16 protein-coding genes are annotated in these 14,283 nt (G+C 41.4%); 10 read left to right on the forward strand and 6 right to left on the reverse strand.

What is annotated here, in order from left to right; genetic code table 11:
• Positions 1 to 2 precede the first annotated feature (2 nt).
• The 6 genes from dapD (at position 3) to SE27_RS10135 (ending at position 4,038) form a co-directional block, all read left to right on the forward strand.
• Positions 3 to 824, forward strand: a complete 822-nt coding sequence (gene dapD, locus SE27_RS10110) for a 2,3,4,5-tetrahydropyridine-2,6-dicarboxylate N-succinyltransferase (RefSeq protein WP_039623051.1) — start codon at positions 3 to 5, stop codon at positions 822 to 824.
• A gap of 119 nt (positions 825 to 943) precedes the next feature.
• Positions 944 to 1,654 carry a 7-carboxy-7-deazaguanine synthase QueE gene (gene queE / locus SE27_RS10115; RefSeq protein ID WP_039623053.1) on the forward strand — a complete coding sequence of 237 codons (711 nt, stop codon included), beginning with the start codon at positions 944 to 946 and terminating at the stop codon, positions 1,652 to 1,654.
• Between the two features lie 59 nt (positions 1,655 to 1,713).
• The gene (gene queC, locus SE27_RS10120; protein ID WP_039623054.1) at positions 1,714 to 2,385 is read left to right on the forward strand and encodes a 7-cyano-7-deazaguanine synthase QueC; all 672 of its coding nucleotides are present in this window, start codon (positions 1,714 to 1,716) and stop codon (positions 2,383 to 2,385) included.
• A 13-nt stretch (positions 2,386 to 2,398) separates the two neighbouring features.
• A complete protein-coding gene (locus tag SE27_RS10125) occupies positions 2,399 to 2,809 on the forward strand; it encodes a hypothetical protein (RefSeq protein ID WP_039623055.1) in 411 nt (136 codons plus the stop codon).
• Between the two features lie 60 nt (positions 2,810 to 2,869).
• Positions 2,870 to 3,559, forward strand: a complete 690-nt coding sequence (locus SE27_RS10130) for a Dph6-related ATP pyrophosphatase (RefSeq protein ID WP_039623056.1) — start codon at positions 2,870 to 2,872, stop codon at positions 3,557 to 3,559.
• 17 nt (positions 3,560 to 3,576) lie between these two features.
• The gene (locus SE27_RS10135) at positions 3,577 to 4,038 is read left to right on the forward strand and encodes a peroxiredoxin (RefSeq protein ID WP_039623058.1); all 462 of its coding nucleotides are present in this window, start codon (positions 3,577 to 3,579) and stop codon (positions 4,036 to 4,038) included.
• Between the two features lie 65 nt (positions 4,039 to 4,103).
• Here SE27_RS10135 and SE27_RS10140 read toward each other — a convergent pair whose 3' ends face one another.
• The gene (locus SE27_RS10140) at positions 4,104 to 4,709 is read right to left on the reverse strand and encodes a LysE/ArgO family amino acid transporter (RefSeq protein WP_039623059.1); all 606 of its coding nucleotides are present in this window, start codon (positions 4,707 to 4,709) and stop codon (positions 4,104 to 4,106) included.
• 103 nt (positions 4,710 to 4,812) lie between these two features.
• Between SE27_RS10140 and SE27_RS10145 the strand changes: the two genes are divergently transcribed.
• Positions 4,813 to 5,730 (forward strand): LysR family transcriptional regulator ArgP, encoded by a 918-nt coding sequence (locus SE27_RS10145; protein WP_039623060.1) that lies wholly within the window; start codon positions 4,813 to 4,815, stop codon positions 5,728 to 5,730.
• Between the two features lie 25 nt (positions 5,731 to 5,755).
• Here the strand turns inward: SE27_RS10145 and SE27_RS10150 are convergent, their stop codons facing one another.
• The 4 genes from SE27_RS10150 to SE27_RS10165 form a co-directional block, all read right to left on the reverse strand.
• Entirely contained in the window at positions 5,756 to 6,280 is a 525-nt protein-coding gene (locus SE27_RS10150) for a YceI family protein (protein ID WP_081406893.1), read from the reverse strand.
• 411 nt (positions 6,281 to 6,691) lie between these two features.
• Positions 6,692 to 7,267 carry a YceI family protein gene (locus tag SE27_RS10155; protein ID WP_039623063.1) on the reverse strand — a complete coding sequence of 192 codons (576 nt, stop codon included), beginning with the start codon at positions 7,265 to 7,267 and terminating at the stop codon, positions 6,692 to 6,694.
• Positions 7,268 to 7,614: 347 nt separating this feature from the next.
• Positions 7,615 to 8,184: a YceI family protein gene (locus tag SE27_RS10160; protein WP_039623064.1), complete on the reverse strand. Its 570-nt coding sequence runs from the start codon at positions 8,182 to 8,184 to the stop codon at positions 7,615 to 7,617.
• Positions 8,185 to 8,241: 57 nt separating this feature from the next.
• The gene (locus SE27_RS10165) at positions 8,242 to 8,811 is read right to left on the reverse strand and encodes a nicotinate-nicotinamide nucleotide adenylyltransferase (RefSeq protein ID WP_039623066.1); all 570 of its coding nucleotides are present in this window, start codon (positions 8,809 to 8,811) and stop codon (positions 8,242 to 8,244) included.
• Positions 8,812 to 8,915: 104 nt separating this feature from the next.
• On the opposite strand from SE27_RS10165, the gene SE27_RS10170 reads away from it, so the two are divergent.
• Complete coding sequence (locus SE27_RS10170; RefSeq protein WP_039623068.1) at positions 8,916 to 9,716, forward strand: enoyl-CoA hydratase-related protein; 801 nt, start codon at positions 8,916 to 8,918, stop codon at positions 9,714 to 9,716.
• 105 nt (positions 9,717 to 9,821) lie between these two features.
• Positions 9,822 to 10,583 (forward strand): nitroreductase family protein, encoded by a 762-nt coding sequence (locus SE27_RS10175; protein ID WP_039623069.1) that lies wholly within the window; start codon positions 9,822 to 9,824, stop codon positions 10,581 to 10,583.
• A 235-nt stretch (positions 10,584 to 10,818) separates the two neighbouring features.
• Here the strand turns inward: SE27_RS10175 and SE27_RS10180 are convergent, their stop codons facing one another.
• Entirely contained in the window at positions 10,819 to 11,142 is a 324-nt protein-coding gene (locus SE27_RS10180; RefSeq protein WP_039623074.1) for an NGG1p interacting factor 3 protein, NIF3, read from the reverse strand.
• 376 nt (positions 11,143 to 11,518) lie between these two features.
• On the opposite strand from SE27_RS10180, the gene SE27_RS10185 reads away from it, so the two are divergent.
• Positions 11,519 to 14,023: an acyl-CoA dehydrogenase gene (locus SE27_RS10185; RefSeq protein WP_052251733.1), complete on the forward strand. Its 2,505-nt coding sequence runs from the start codon at positions 11,519 to 11,521 to the stop codon at positions 14,021 to 14,023.
• Positions 14,024 to 14,283 lie beyond the last annotated feature (260 nt).

Raw genomic sequence — 14,283 nt, forward strand, 5'->3', positions numbered from 1 at the left:
TCATGTCTCAGCTTTCAACAATCATTGAACAAGCGTTTGAAGACCGTGCAAATTTCACCGCAGCAGACTGCCCAGAACAAGTGCGCCTTGCTGTAGAAGAAGCGATTGCGAGCCTAGATAACGGCTCACTTCGCGTAGCAGAAAAAATTGACGGTGAATGGATTGTTCATCAATGGCTAAAAAAAGCAGTTTTACTGTCGTTTAAATTAAATGACAACAAAACCATTGAGTCCGGTGATCTTCGCTTTTATGACAAAGTGGAAACTAAATTCTCCAGTTGGACTGAAGAACAGTTTAAAGCCGCCGGTGTACGTGTAGTACCACCTGCTGTGGCACGTAAAGGCAGTTTCCAAGCAAAAAATGTGGTGTTGATGCCATCGTATGTCAACATTGGCGCTTACGTTGATGAAGGCACGATGGTTGACACATGGGCAACTGTGGGTTCATGTGCGCAAATTGGTAAAAATGTACATTTATCTGGCGGTGTTGGAATTGGTGGTGTACTTGAACCACTGCAAGCCAACCCGACTATTATTGAAGACAACTGCTTCATTGGCGCGCGTTCTGAAATTGTTGAAGGCGTGATTGTAGAAGAAGGTTCAGTCATTTCTATGGGCGTATTTATTGGTCAATCGACCAAGATTTATGACCGCGCAACTGGCGAAGTGCATTATGGCCGCGTGCCTGCTGGCTCTGTAGTGGTTGCAGGAAGCTTGCCTTCTAAATGTGGCACATATAGCTTATATGCTGCAATTATCGTGAAAAAAGTCGATGCCAAAACACGTTCAAAAACTAGCTTAAACGATTTATTACGCGAAGATTAATTCTCTCTATTCATTGCTGTTGCGGAACTTAAATCGTTCCTCATCTCTACGCTCAGCCATGAGCGTAGAGATTTTTATTTTTATACTCTGTCATTTATTTTGCTGTGGTTAATGTTGTTATGAATACGCTTCGATCTTCTACTATTCCTGTGTCCGATCCGTCTGCGGGTTTACGTATCACGGAGATTTTTTATTCATTGCAAGGTGAAGCCAATGCGGCAGGATTACCGACCGTTTTTATTCGGTTGACCGGTTGTCCGCTGCGTTGTAGCTATTGCGATACCACCTATTCCTTTGAAGGTGGCGAACGCCAATCTTTAGAGCAGATTATTAAAACCACGCTCGACTTTAATACCCCTTATGTTTGCGTAACGGGCGGTGAACCCTTGGCGCAGCCGAATGCCCTGCCTTTAATGCAGCGCTTAGCCGACTTAGGCTGTGAGGTTTCTCTTGAGACCAGCGGCGCTTTAGATGTCTCTAAAGTAGATGCTCGGGTTTCAAAAGTACTCGATTTAAAAACCCCCACTTCGGGCGAACAGCACAGAAATTTACTCAGTAATTTAGATCATTTGACCCAGCACGACCAAATTAAATTTGTGATTTGTAACCGTGCCGATTATGAGTGGTCTAAACAGCAACTTGAACAGTTGAAATTAAATGAATTGGTGAGCACCGTTTGGTTCTCGCCTGCTTTTGCTGTCGAAAAAGGCGCAATTCAGCTCCCGCCTCTCGCGCGTGATTTAGCACAATGGATTTTAGACGACCATCTCCCTGTTCGCTTCCAACTGCAATTACACAAATTGCTTTGGAATGATGAAACTGGTCGTTAATTTAATTCCACTCTTGCTTGTTACCCTCTCATTCTAAATCCTAATTTGGAGATTTTAATATGCGTACTCGTGCCATCGTTTTATTATCTGGCGGCTTAGACTCAACCACGTGTTTAGCTTGGGCACAAGCACGTTATGAATGTATTGCCATCAGCTTTATGTACGGTCAGCGCTCAACCACTGAACTTGATGCTGCGCGCACATTGACTCAGCAAGCGGGTGTAGAGCATCGTGTGATTAAAATTGATTTAGGTAATTTAGGCGGCTCTGCCTTAACCGACTACAGCATTGATATTCCCGAACATGAACAAGAGGGTATTCCTGTAACTTATGTTCCAGCACGTAACACGATATTTTTGTCCTATGCGCTCGCTGCAGCGGAAGTTTTTGGTGCAGAAGCGATTGTGATTGGCATTAATGCTGTTGATTATTCAGGTTATCCAGACTGTCGTCCTGAATTTATTGATGCTTTTGCGAACATGGCACGCCTTGCAACTAAGGTGGGTGTGGAGGGAAAACCGCTTAAATTTGAAACACCTCTGTTACATTTATCCAAAGCAAATATTATTCGCCTAGGTATAGAACATGGCGTAGACTACAGTCAAACGGTGTCTTGCTACCAAGCAGACGACCTAGGGCGTGCTTGTGGCAAATGTGATAGTTGTCGTTTACGTAAACAAGGTTTTGCTGACGCAGCCATTGAAGATCCAACACGTTATATACCGTCATAACAGGGTGCAATACATGAAAAACTTAAAATCAAATATTATTCTTTCAACTTTATTTTCTGCAGTGGCATTGATGGCAACTGCTTCACATGCAGCAGAGTCCAACAAGCTGCAAGAAGCGTATAAAAGCACCAATGTAAAATCGGCTTTAATTAATGTTTGTAAAGATGAAACCGGTAAAAGTAAAAAATTATCTGCCGCAGAAGTCAGTAAATATTGTACATGTGCAGTTGAAGCAGATGGCAAACTGACCAACGCGCAAAAATGGGAAATGCAAAGTACCATTAACCAAAAGAAAAGCCCTGCAACTTTAGCTTTTGTGCAAAAACAGAATCAAGATTTACAGGCCTGCTTTGGCCCACAATTGACAGGCAAGCTTAAAAGCTTAACTGAAGAAGCCATGAAATCTGCTCAAGCTAAAAAATAAGCCAAGTCAGATTCAATCAAAGCCTGCATTTGCAGGCTTTTTTTTAACAATGGATTCACTATGCAACACCTTTGGAAAAGTAACGCCGATCAACATAAATTTGTGGTTTCTTATAGCGGCGGTAAAGACAGCACCCTCGCCTTGTATCATGCGATGCAAGTGGGCACAGCCATTGGCTTGATTGTGATGTTAGAAGAACATGGGCTACGTTCACACTCGCATGCTATGCCTTTAGAAATTATCCATGCCCAAGCCGAGGCTTTAGGCTTACCCATTCTCAGTGCCGCATCCAACTGGGATAATTACCAGACTGAATTTTTAAACTTATTGGCGCAGACCAAACAACACGGTGCAGAAACCTTGGTCACTGGTGACTTAGATATGCCAGAACATGGCTGTTGGCATGAGCGTATGACCCAGCATGCGGCACTAAAATTATGTATGCCGCTTTGGCAACGAGCGCATGCCGAGGTTATACGCGAATTCATTGCGTTGAACTTTAAAAGTATGATTGTCACGGTAAATCTTAAGTTAGGTATGCGCATTGAAGATTTAGGTAAAATTTTAACCTTAGACTATATTCAAACATTAGAGCAACGTGGAATTGATCCATGCGGTGAAGGGGGTGAGTTTCACAGCACTGTACTGGATGGCCCGATATTTAAACGCGCAATTTGCGTACATCAAGGTGAGATTGTACGCCATGAACATTATGCCTTTTTAACCCTGCAACTAGACCATGCTTTATGATAATGAAGGATCACAATATGACAGAAAATATTCAATTGCCTGAGCAAAATTTCCCCACCACTACAGGTGAGATTAACTTATCACGCCTGCCCTCAGCATGGTTGATTGTGTATTTTTACCCCAAAGACTCAACACCGGGTTGTACCACGCAGGCGGTGGATTTTTCTAATCTGATAGATGAGTTTTCAGCATTAGACAGCACCATTTTGGGAGTCTCGCGAGATTCGGTAAAAGCACATCAAAATTTCACTGAAAAGCAGTCCTTGCGCATTAATTTAATTAGCGATAAAGAAGAAGTGCTGTGTACGCTATTTGATGTCATTAAAGAAAAAAATATGTATGGCAAAAAAGTGATGGGCATTGAACGCTCCACCTTTATTTTCCATCAAGGCAAACTGCTCAAAGCCTATCGTAAAGTTAAAGCCGCAGGACATGCTGAACAGGTTTTGGCCGATTTAAAAGCATTACACGCAGCTTAAGTGCATAGTATTGGGTTTGAAAAGCCCGATTAAAGTGGGCTTTTTAATTTTCACTGGAGGGTTCTTTATAGCGTGAATACTAAAGATAAAGCGATACTCCACATCACTACAGCGATCATCACATCTAAGATTTGCCATGCTTTGCGGTTTTTAAAGACAGGTAATAATAAGCGCGCGCCATAGCCGAGAGCAAAGAAAAATAAAAATGAAGCGCTGATTGCACCCAACGCGAAATACACTTTCATCTGCGCAAATTGCGCAGAGATAGAACCCAGCAAGACCACCGTATCCAGATACACATGCGGATTAAGCCATGTCAGCGCCAAACAGATTCCCAATATTTTCCATAGCGACTGTTCAGATTGTGCATCGAGCTGTATAGACTGATTGGCTTGCAGCGCCTGCTTAATATGCTGCGCCCCATAAACCATTAAAAATAGTGCACCGGCATATCGCGCAATTGTAATCATCATTGGGAATTGCTGCATCAGCGCGGCAAAACCAAACACCCCTAAAGCAATTAACGTGGCATCCGACAATGCACAGAGCAAGCAAATCCAGAAAATATGTTGCTGCTTTAAGCCTTGTTTTAGCACAAAGGCATTTTGCGCACCGATGGCTAAAATCAAACTGAACCCAATGGCAAAACCCTGTAGATAGCTACTTAACATTAAAATGTTCGATATGCTTAAAATGATACAATATTATCTACACTCTTTAGACAGGTGAAGCATAATTAAGAAAATATCAGCTGAACTAAATTATTTTAATGCTATGAATTTCAATACGCTAAATGCCAAACAATGCGATGCTTTTCTTGCAGTGACAGAAACCGGTGGTTTTGATTTGGCTGCACATCGCTTATGTATTACCGCTTCAGCAGTAACACTGCGCATACAAACCCTAGAGCGTACCTTAGGGCATTTATTGCTGATTCGAGAACGTCCTTGCCGTGTCACCCAAGCGGGTCAAGCGCTATTGCATTATTTACAGCATCGTCGTTTGCTTGAACAGCAGCTTCGACAGGATTTAGATAGAAAATCAGCAGCCTCAGAATTTTATCAAATTCATATCGCCAGCAATGCAGATTCCTTGGCCACATGGTTACTGCCAACTTTACGTGACAGCTTAATTGCTGAAAAAATTATCCTACACTTTAAAATTGATGATCAATCCCAGACCCATCAACTGCTTGAAAGTGGTTTGGTCAATGCCTGTATTTCTACGCAAGAAAATGCCATGAACGGATGCATTGCGCATGTTATTGGTGCAATGCACTATCGTATGGTGGCTACGCCAGAATTTGCAGCGCAATGGTTTAAAAGCACGATAGATCGTGAGCAACTTCGCCTAGCACCTGCCATTATTTACAATACTGAGGATCAACTGCATCACCATGTGATGTTGAAGTATTTTGGATTAAATCAACACAGTTATCCTCAACATCATATTCCCTCATCGAGCGCTTTTGCTGAGGCGATTTTTCAAGGTTTGGGCTTTGGATTATTACCGGAATATCAAATTGGGGCGCGCTTAGCAAATACTGAACTGATTGAAATTCTTCCGCAGTGTCAGACTAAAATAATGTTGTACTGGCATCGTTGGAAACAACAGTCCAATGCCCTAGACGTATTGACTCAAGTGCTAATCCACCATGCTCAGCAGCAGATGAATCATAAACAAGTCCCATAAAAATTAAAAATTCGTTGATCATGTGCTAATTAACCGCACAGTGGCCAGAAAGCTGAAGATTAACTTTCTCACCGACGCCGCCAATGCCTTTGCGCATACCAAAATCACTACGATTAATAACCGCAGAAGATTGTACTTCCAGTAAATTAACATTTGATGCACTTGGTTTAAACGTGGTTGCAAAAGTCACAGGTTTGGTCACACCGCGTAAGGTTAAATTCCCCATCACATTGTATTTGCCATTGCCTAAATCTTTAAATTGGGTACTTTTAAATTTTACCGTTTTATATTTTGCCGCATAAAAAAGATCTTCTCCCATAATCAATTTTTTCAACAACGGCTTACTAAAACTCAGACTATCGACATCGAGTACAAAGTGGGTGGATGCATTTTGTGGCGCTTTGGCATCAAACTGCATCGTGGATTGAACTTGATTAAATTTAGCTTTTAGCACTGTCAATCCCATCGACTTTATTTCAAAACCAACATCACTTTGCGGCGTTAAAGTCCATGATTGGGCAAAGGCTGAACCGGTCACAATAGAACTCATGGTAATGATGATTAATCTTGTTTTTATTGTTGTTTTTAAGTTTAAATCCACGTTTCGGGTTCCTTGTCGATACGATTTAGTTGCAATGTCTGGTCTTAGATCAGTTCTGCTCTAAGACTGTCATTTATATTTTGATTATTTTTATATCAGTTTATTCAGCTGCATGTAAAAGCATTAGCGACTAGCGGAAAAGATAGTCTAAGTATTTTTATAATAATGGGCATCATGTATGCAAAGCACGGCTATTGTATTTTATAAATTCATGATGGCTCTGCCAAAATCGGCTCAAGCACGGTTTAAGAGATTGAACGCGTTAAAAGCTTTATAAATTATCGTTTTTTAAGTTAAAAACTGGCAATAAATTAAAAAAGACCTTTAAAAAAAGGTCTTTTTTAATCAACAATCACAACTTTACTTGGCTTTCCACTGGCCAGTCAGCTGAATATTGACTTTCTCCCCCACACCGCCAATTCCTTTGCGCATGCCAAAATCGCTACGATTAATCATGGCCGAGGATTGAATATCCATCACATTCGCATTGCTTGCATTGGGTTTAAGTGTGGTGGCAAAGGTGACCGGATTGGTCACACCACGTAGGGTTAATTGTCCCAAAATATTGTATTTACCATTGCCTAAATCTTTAAATTGGGTGCTTTTAAAGGTGGCTGTTTTATATTTTGCAGCATAAAAAAGATCTTCACCCAGAATCATATTTTTGAGCGATGGCTTACTAAAACTGAGACTGTCCACATCCATCACAAAGTGCGTCGATGCATTTTGCGGTGCTTTGCTATCAAACTGCATCATAGATTGGACTTGATTAAATTTGGCTTTCACCACCGACAATCCCATCGATTTAATTTCAAACCCGACATCACTTTTCGGGGTTAAAATCCACGACTCAGCGAAGACTTGACCAATCCCTGCAAAAGTTATAGCTGTAATCATGAATCCACTTTTCATTATTGTTTTTAAATTAAAATCCATTTTTGCGTTCCTGATTGTACGGTTTATCATCGAAATCAGACCTTAGCTTAAATTGAATTTATGCTAAGTTTAGAATTTGTGTTGTTATTGTTTCAATATTAGCGGGTTGAAATTGATATAGCAGGCATGATTAGACCAATGCTCAATATGGATTGTATGCAAATTTAATAATGAAAATAGGCGGGTTTCAATGACTCGAGCCCGTTTCAGTCTGACATTATATTATCAATAGCACAATCTACTGGCAGCTTAATCTTAACAGCCTTGAATAAAAATCCGAGCTAAAAGTATACAAAGCCAAGTTAATTCAGCGGCTAAAAAACTATTTTTGAGCACTTTTTAGGCCACTAAATGGGTTGCCATTGACCGGATAAGCGAATATGCACATTTTCGCCGATACCGCCCAATGCTCGTTTCATGCCAAAATCACTGCGCTGCACCACTGTCTGCGACTCAACATCTAAAAGACGTGGATTGATTGTATTGGGTTTTAAAAGCGTATCTAAAGTCACCATTTTGCTCACACCGCGTAAAGTGAGCATGCCTTTGATACTGTATTTATCGTGACCTAAAGCTATAAATTCATGACTATTAAAAGTTGCGGTGGGGTATTTATCGACATAAAATAAATCCTCCGCCAGAATCATCCGTTTCAGTGCTGGCTTGTTTAGACTTATACTATTCACCTCTAAAGTAAATTGTGCAGAGGCATTTTCTAGCGCCGTAGCATCAAAATTCATACTGGACTGGAACTGATTAAATCTCCCCTTAATAATGGGAAAAACCAGCGACTCAATATCAAAACCGACATAGGTTCTTGCGGTTAGCGCCCACTGCTGTGCCTGTGCCTGTGCCATACAGCCAAGACTAATGAGCGCGGTGATAAATAGTGTTTTTATGCTGATGGAAGGATGCATCTTATCCACTCCTCATTCGCGGCAAAGACTGGCCTTGAACTATGAGCTTACTGAAAATTATTCAAGATTGCTTTTATCTTGTGTCAGATATTTGTGCTGCAACTGTCGATACAGCGGGCTTTTTTGGAATTGATGTAAAAATTCACTGGTGCCTAATGGAAAAGCGCCTTCTCGAATTTCACCGCGATAGTACGCTTCGCGCAGCGGCGTCGCAGAAATTGCTCCAATTAAGCTATTCAATTCGAGCATTTGCCACTGCGGAAAAAGCTCAAGATAATATGAAGATTCATCTTTAAAGTGGCCAATGAGGCCGACGTTATCTTCAGGTTGCACCACTTCTGCCACCAATGATTTGACCAATTGCTGCCACTTTTCATCATTGTAGACATCAATCACATGCACAAACCGAATGCGCTGCTGATCAGCGGCTGAAAAATTCGCTAGAATCATTTGTTCGCGTTCAGTGGCTAAAAATGGATTTTTAATATTACGTTCATGTTGCGCTGAACCCAATGCCAAAATCACATTTTGACTGTGTTGAAAGGCAATTTTAATGGTTTGCATATGCGCCAAGTGAAAAGGCTGAAAGCGACCAATGAAAACCAGATAATCAAATGTATAGTTCATAGCAGATCAAATTTTTTATGACTCATCAGTTGTGCCACCCCAATAAATATGCGACATAATAAACGCCATAAAATTAAATTAAGTTTTAAAGCAAGGATAGTACGATGACACTGAGCTGTATTCAACAACCTCATCAGCATTTGGATGCGAATTTAGAACATGGTGTGCTGACTTTAGCCATTAATCGACCAAAAGCAAAAAATGCACTGTATGGCGAACTGTATTTGTGGATTGCTCAAGCTTTAGATGAAGCAGATCAGCACAAAGATGTCCGTGTGGTGATTTTACGCGGCGCAGATGCGGATTTTAGTGCCGGCAACGACATGCAAGACTTTATGAAATTTATTCAAACACCACTTGCAGGTAAAGCCGGTGACGCACCGCCATTTGTAGTGTTAAAATCAGCAGCCAAGTTTTCTAAACCGTTAATTGCAGCTGTTCGCGGCGTGGCCATTGGGATTGGGGTGACACTCTTGTTACATGCAGATTTGGTCTATAGCGATCATACTGCCCTGTTCCAAATTCCATTTGTCAGCTTGGGACTTTCTCCAGAAGGCGCGTCGAGTAAATTACTGATTCAACAAGCCGGTTATCATAAAGCAGCCGAGCTTCTGTTTACTGCACAAAAGTTTAACAGTGAAAAAGCCTTAAGTGCAGGTTTGGTCAATAGCATTGAAGAAGATGTCTATGCGCATGCCTTAAAGCAAGCACAGACTTTGGCGGCGCTGCCACTGGCATCCATCAAACAAACCAAAGCCTTAATGAAACATAATTTACAAGAAATTTTAGACTGTGTAGATGATGAAGCTGAAATCTTTATGCAACGTGTTACTTCAGCCGAAATGGCAGAAGCCGTAGCAGCCTTTATGCAAAAGCGTAAACCTGATTTTGCCCAATTTAATTAATTTTTAAATAGATCAATTTATTGACCATTGCCTAATGAAAATTAGGCAATGGTTTTATTATTTTTACTCTATTCATTTTTATTCTATAACCGATAGCGAGATAGTATGAGCAGCTCAGATCAGACCGAAAAGAAACGTTACTTTGAACCTGCACCGCAGGATATTGATGTCGAAAACTTTAAAAAAGTGCTCAAAAGCCGGCGCTCGGTGCGTAAATTTACCGACAAAGCCATTCCAGCGGAAATTTTAGATGACTGTTTAGATTTGGCTTTACTGGCGCCCAATTCCTCTAATTTACAGCCTTGGACATTTTATGTGGTGCAAAGCGCTGCCAAGAAAAAGCAATTGGTTAAAGCCTGTTTAAGTCAATTGGCGGCAACCACTGCATCTGAGCTGATTGTGTGTGTCGCACGTACAGATCGTATTGATGAAATGGCCAAGAAGAACATCAGTGAATTTCCTTTTCCTCAAGCGCCAGATGCCGTAAAAAAATATTACCGTTTTATTCCATATAACTATAAAACCGGTTATTTCAATGCATTGGGTAACTTTAAGAAAGTTGCATTTAAAATGGCACGTCAGTTTAATAAACAACTTCCTGTCAGCGCGTTTAATCCTGCCGATGCGAAATTATGGGCCAGTAAAACCACAGCGCTTGCATGTGAAAATTTAGTCTTGGCTTTGCGTGCGCATGGTTTTGACAGCTGCATGATGGAAGGTTTTGATGAACCGTTGGTGAGTCAAATTTTAGCCTTGGGCGAACAACAATATCCAGTTATGGTCATTGCAGCCGGTGAACGTGCCACAGACGGCGTATTCTTCCCGCAATATCGTTTTGACCGTGATTTGTTTATCCAAAAAGTTTGATAAACGTTAAAACCCATTCATCTATTTGATGCCTATAAACCTCATTCACCACTGTTCGAAGCAGAACAATATTACCATCGTTCTGTTTTTGCAGCAGCGTTGGTTGATAGCGCTATTGATCGAGTTTGGTGAATGACAATGGTTTTGCCTAGTTTTGTCCAAACAAAATTAGGCAGAACTGAAGGTTAAATCTTAAAAGCAGCATGAGCTGGATAAGACTGCGCAGTAGATATTGTTATTCTGTATCTGCAATTTCAACCAGCTGAATAAACTCAAAAGCAGGCTCTTCATAGGGATGGCTGGCTTTTAATGCTTTAAGCACTTCTGAGGCAATACTCGGTGCCACCATCATTTCCACACGCCATTCAGCGACTTGTTCTAAAGCATTCAGTGTACCGATAAATGGATTTGCACCTTTTAGCGGCTTAAACTGCCCTGTACCTAAAACTTGCCAAGCGCAGTGTTCATAGTTGCCGATTGTACCGGCACCTGCGTTAAAAACCGCTGTTTTGGTGAGATCAAGGTGCGTATCTGGCACATAATAAATCAGTTTCAACATCAATATTCTATCCACTTCAGAGCATGTATCTGCCAGTCACTTTACCTTAAATTTGATAAATCCAAGTAATATTCAGCACTACACTGTTCATTTTTAACAGCTCATCACTTCAACAAGCTTACCTTCAGTCACATTTCTGTTACGGTTCAATCTTTTACATTGCTGAGAAAGCATACTACTTTAATCATAATATTTTAATTTATACATAGCTTATAACCTCGAGTGCGAATTCTCATTTTCCTCTCGTTTATGACAACAATATTTTATTACACCCAATATCATTCTGGCTCAACAATAGCTGCATAAATATAAATATCTTGTTCATCCTTTAGTGTTTATGCAAGTTTGATTGGGTGTAAGCGACTGGAGAAAATAAATGCTATTCATCATCAGTGTGCTTATTCAATTTTTTACCATTTGGGCCATTTTCTTTTTTGCATTCAGCCGAAATATCGGTGCGATAATCACGATTGTGGTGGCGATTGTGACTGCATTTATAAGTCCTTGGTCACTGCTTCTGGGCATTCCGCTCATCCTGATGAGTTTGGTGATAATGATCGATGCCTTACGTATGGCAATGATTACCAAACCAGCCTATAAAAATCTTGCCAATGCTATGCCAAGCATGAGTACAACAGAACGCGAAGCATTAGATGCTGGCACCAGTTGGTGGGAAAAAGATTTGTTTATGGGTGCACCAGATTGGTCTAAATTTGAGCAGTATCCTTATCCAACATTATCGAGTGAGGAACAATCTTTTTTAGACAATGAAGTGGAACAGCTTTGCACAATGCTCAATGAGTGGGATATTCATCATCACTATAAAGATTTGCCGCCTGAGGCATGGGCTTATATTCGTAACCATGGTTTTTTGGGTCTGATTATTCCCAAAGAATATGGCGGACTGGCATTTAGTTCATTTGCGCAAAGTCGCATCATGAGTAAAATTGCTTCACGCTCGCTTACCGCCGCGGTCAGCTGTATGGTGCCGAACTCGTTAGGGCCGGGTGAGTTATTGCTGCATTACGGTACAGAAGAACAAAAAAATCGTTATTTACCCGGTTTGGCACGCGGTGAAGAAATTCCCTGCTTTGGCCTGACCAGTCCAGAAGCCGGTTCGGATGCCGGCGCTATTCCCGACACGGGCGTAGTCTGTTATGGCGAATTTGAAGGCCAGCGTGTGTTGGGCTTAAATATGAATTTTTCCAAACGCTGGATTACCCTTGCCCCGATTGCTACGGTGGTCGGGTTAGCGTTTAAGCTGTATGACCCTGATGGTTTATTGGGCGATAAAAATATCACCGATTACGGCATTACCTGTGCGCTAATTCCTGCCAGTCATGCTGGAGTAAAACTGGGTGCACGGCATAATCCCGGTTCACCCTTTATGAATGGTACCGTCGATGGTCAAGATGTCTTTATTCCATTGGAGTGGATTATTGGCGGAGCAGTCAATGCCGGCAAAGGCTGGCGCATGTTGATGGAATGCTTGGCCGTCGGCCGTGGTATTTCCTTGCCTGCTTTATCCACTGCCGCCAGTGAAATGAGCTATTTAATGGTCGGAGCTTTTGCCAAAATTCGCCAACAGTTTAAAATTTCAATCGGAAAATTTGAAGGCGTACAAGAGGCCACCAGCGACATTGCCAGTGACACTTATATGTTGGAAGCTTTTCGCTATTTGGTCACCTGTGGTCTTAATCAAGGCGGTAAACCGGCCGTAATGACCGCAATGGCCAAATACTACGCCACAGAAACCATGCGCCGTGTGGTTAATCATGGTATGGATGTGGTGGGTGGTCGTGCCATCCAACTGGGGCCACGTAATTTTCTAGCTTTGGGTTATCAAGCCATTCCGGTCTCGATCACGGTTGAAGGCGCGAATATTTTAAGTCGCTCTTTAATGATTTTCGGTCAAGGTTCGATGCGTTGTCATCCATATTTATTTGAAGAATTACAACTGCTGCAAGCGCAAGATAAAGATGCCGCTCTGACCACCTTTAACGATATGCTATATAAACACTTAGGCTATACCTTTAACCGAACTGCACGCGCTTTTGCTTATGGTTATGTGGGCGGCTCTTCAGACGCACCGCAAAGTGTCGATGCATTTACGCGTTCCTATTACAAAATGATTAATCGTCTCAGTGCCAGTTTTTCTCTAACTGCGGATATGTGTTTAGGCTTATTGGCCGGTGATATTAAACGCAAAGAAATGCTCTCTGGCCGCTTATCAGATATTCATGCCAATCTATTTATGAGCAGTGCCATTCTTAAATATTATCAACACGGCAAAAAAACGGAAGCGGAACAAGTTCATGCCAAGTTGGCATTAGAGAAAGCTCTGTTTAATGCACAAGAAGCTTTTTATGATTTATTTGCCAATTTTCCCGTGGGCGTGGCAGCCGGCATAGTGAAATTTATCTGTTTTCCACTGGGTCGTCCGATGAAAAAATCCAGCGATGCTTTAAAACAACAAGCCGGTGAACTGATGATGCAGGACAACGCCTTTCGTGATGAGTTGAAAAAGCATGTGTTCTATAATACTGAAGCAGATGATGTGACCGGTCGTATGGAATCGACTTTTAATATGTTACTGGCCATCGAACCGTTGTGGGATAAGTACAAAAAGGCGGAGTCTAAAGGCCAATTTAAAGGCTTAACCTTTGATGAACGTTTAATAGACGCTGTGACCAGCAATTTTGTGACACCAGAGGAGGCAGAAAAACTGGCCATCTATAATGCAAAACGTTATGACAGTATGCTGACCGATGTTTTTGATGCTGAGTTAAATCAAGCTTTAGAACGCGAAAATCCGTATAACCAAAAGTCTGCCTCTGCCGCTATGCCGCAGCCGCATGAAGATCAACCTTTACCACTTTAAAAATTACCTAAAAAACGGCTGAAATCAGCCGTTTTTTAATCCTCCATCTATAGCCAGTTACGAAAATAAGTAACACACGATAGGTTTCATAAAATTTACAGAACAGAAAAGATTCATATAACCTCACATAAAGGCTGATGTTTAAATATTTCCGAATAGCTGATTTCTTACTTTGCCGGCACAAAGTAAGCAAATGCCACCTTGGCATGGATCTAAGATTTGTTAAACGGTGATAAATAGAATTTAATGTGCTAATTCTT

The sequence above is a fragment of the Acinetobacter harbinensis genome, assembly GCF_000816495.1.
Classification (GTDB): domain Bacteria; phylum Pseudomonadota; class Gammaproteobacteria; order Pseudomonadales; family Moraxellaceae; genus Acinetobacter; species Acinetobacter harbinensis.

What these genes read in the sequence shown, in the direction of transcription:
- queE (WP_039623053.1), top strand. Translation starts at nt 944, where the DNA reads ATGAATACGCTTCGATCTTCTACTATTCCTGTGTCCGATCCGTCTGCG.
- SE27_RS10150 (WP_081406893.1), bottom strand. Translation starts at nt 6,280, where the DNA reads ATGAGTTCTATTGTGACCGGTTCAGCCTTTGCCCAATCATGGACTTTA.
- SE27_RS10140 (WP_039623059.1), bottom strand. Translation starts at nt 4,709, where the DNA reads ATGTTAAGTAGCTATCTACAGGGTTTTGCCATTGGGTTCAGTTTGATT.
- SE27_RS10170 (WP_039623068.1), top strand. Translation starts at nt 8,916, where the DNA reads ATGACACTGAGCTGTATTCAACAACCTCATCAGCATTTGGATGCGAAT.
- SE27_RS10180 (WP_039623074.1), bottom strand. Translation starts at nt 11,142, where the DNA reads ATGTTGAAACTGATTTATTATGTGCCAGATACGCACCTTGATCTCACC.
- SE27_RS10155 (WP_039623063.1), bottom strand. Translation starts at nt 7,267, where the DNA reads ATGGATTTTAATTTAAAAACAATAATGAAAAGTGGATTCATGATTACA.
- SE27_RS10145 (WP_039623060.1), top strand. Translation starts at nt 4,813, where the DNA reads ATGAATTTCAATACGCTAAATGCCAAACAATGCGATGCTTTTCTTGCA.
- queC (WP_039623054.1), top strand. Translation starts at nt 1,714, where the DNA reads ATGCGTACTCGTGCCATCGTTTTATTATCTGGCGGCTTAGACTCAACC.
- SE27_RS10125 (WP_039623055.1), top strand. Translation starts at nt 2,399, where the DNA reads ATGAAAAACTTAAAATCAAATATTATTCTTTCAACTTTATTTTCTGCA.
- SE27_RS10160 (WP_039623064.1), bottom strand. Translation starts at nt 8,184, where the DNA reads ATGCATCCTTCCATCAGCATAAAAACACTATTTATCACCGCGCTCATT.
- SE27_RS10135 (WP_039623058.1), top strand. Translation starts at nt 3,577, where the DNA reads ATGACAGAAAATATTCAATTGCCTGAGCAAAATTTCCCCACCACTACA.
- SE27_RS10165 (WP_039623066.1), bottom strand. Translation starts at nt 8,811, where the DNA reads ATGAACTATACATTTGATTATCTGGTTTTCATTGGTCGCTTTCAGCCT.
- SE27_RS10175 (WP_039623069.1), top strand. Translation starts at nt 9,822, where the DNA reads ATGAGCAGCTCAGATCAGACCGAAAAGAAACGTTACTTTGAACCTGCA.
- dapD (WP_039623051.1), top strand. Translation starts at nt 3, where the DNA reads ATGTCTCAGCTTTCAACAATCATTGAACAAGCGTTTGAAGACCGTGCA.
- SE27_RS10130 (WP_039623056.1), top strand. Translation starts at nt 2,870, where the DNA reads ATGCAACACCTTTGGAAAAGTAACGCCGATCAACATAAATTTGTGGTT.
- SE27_RS10185 (WP_052251733.1), top strand. Translation starts at nt 11,519, where the DNA reads ATGCTATTCATCATCAGTGTGCTTATTCAATTTTTTACCATTTGGGCC.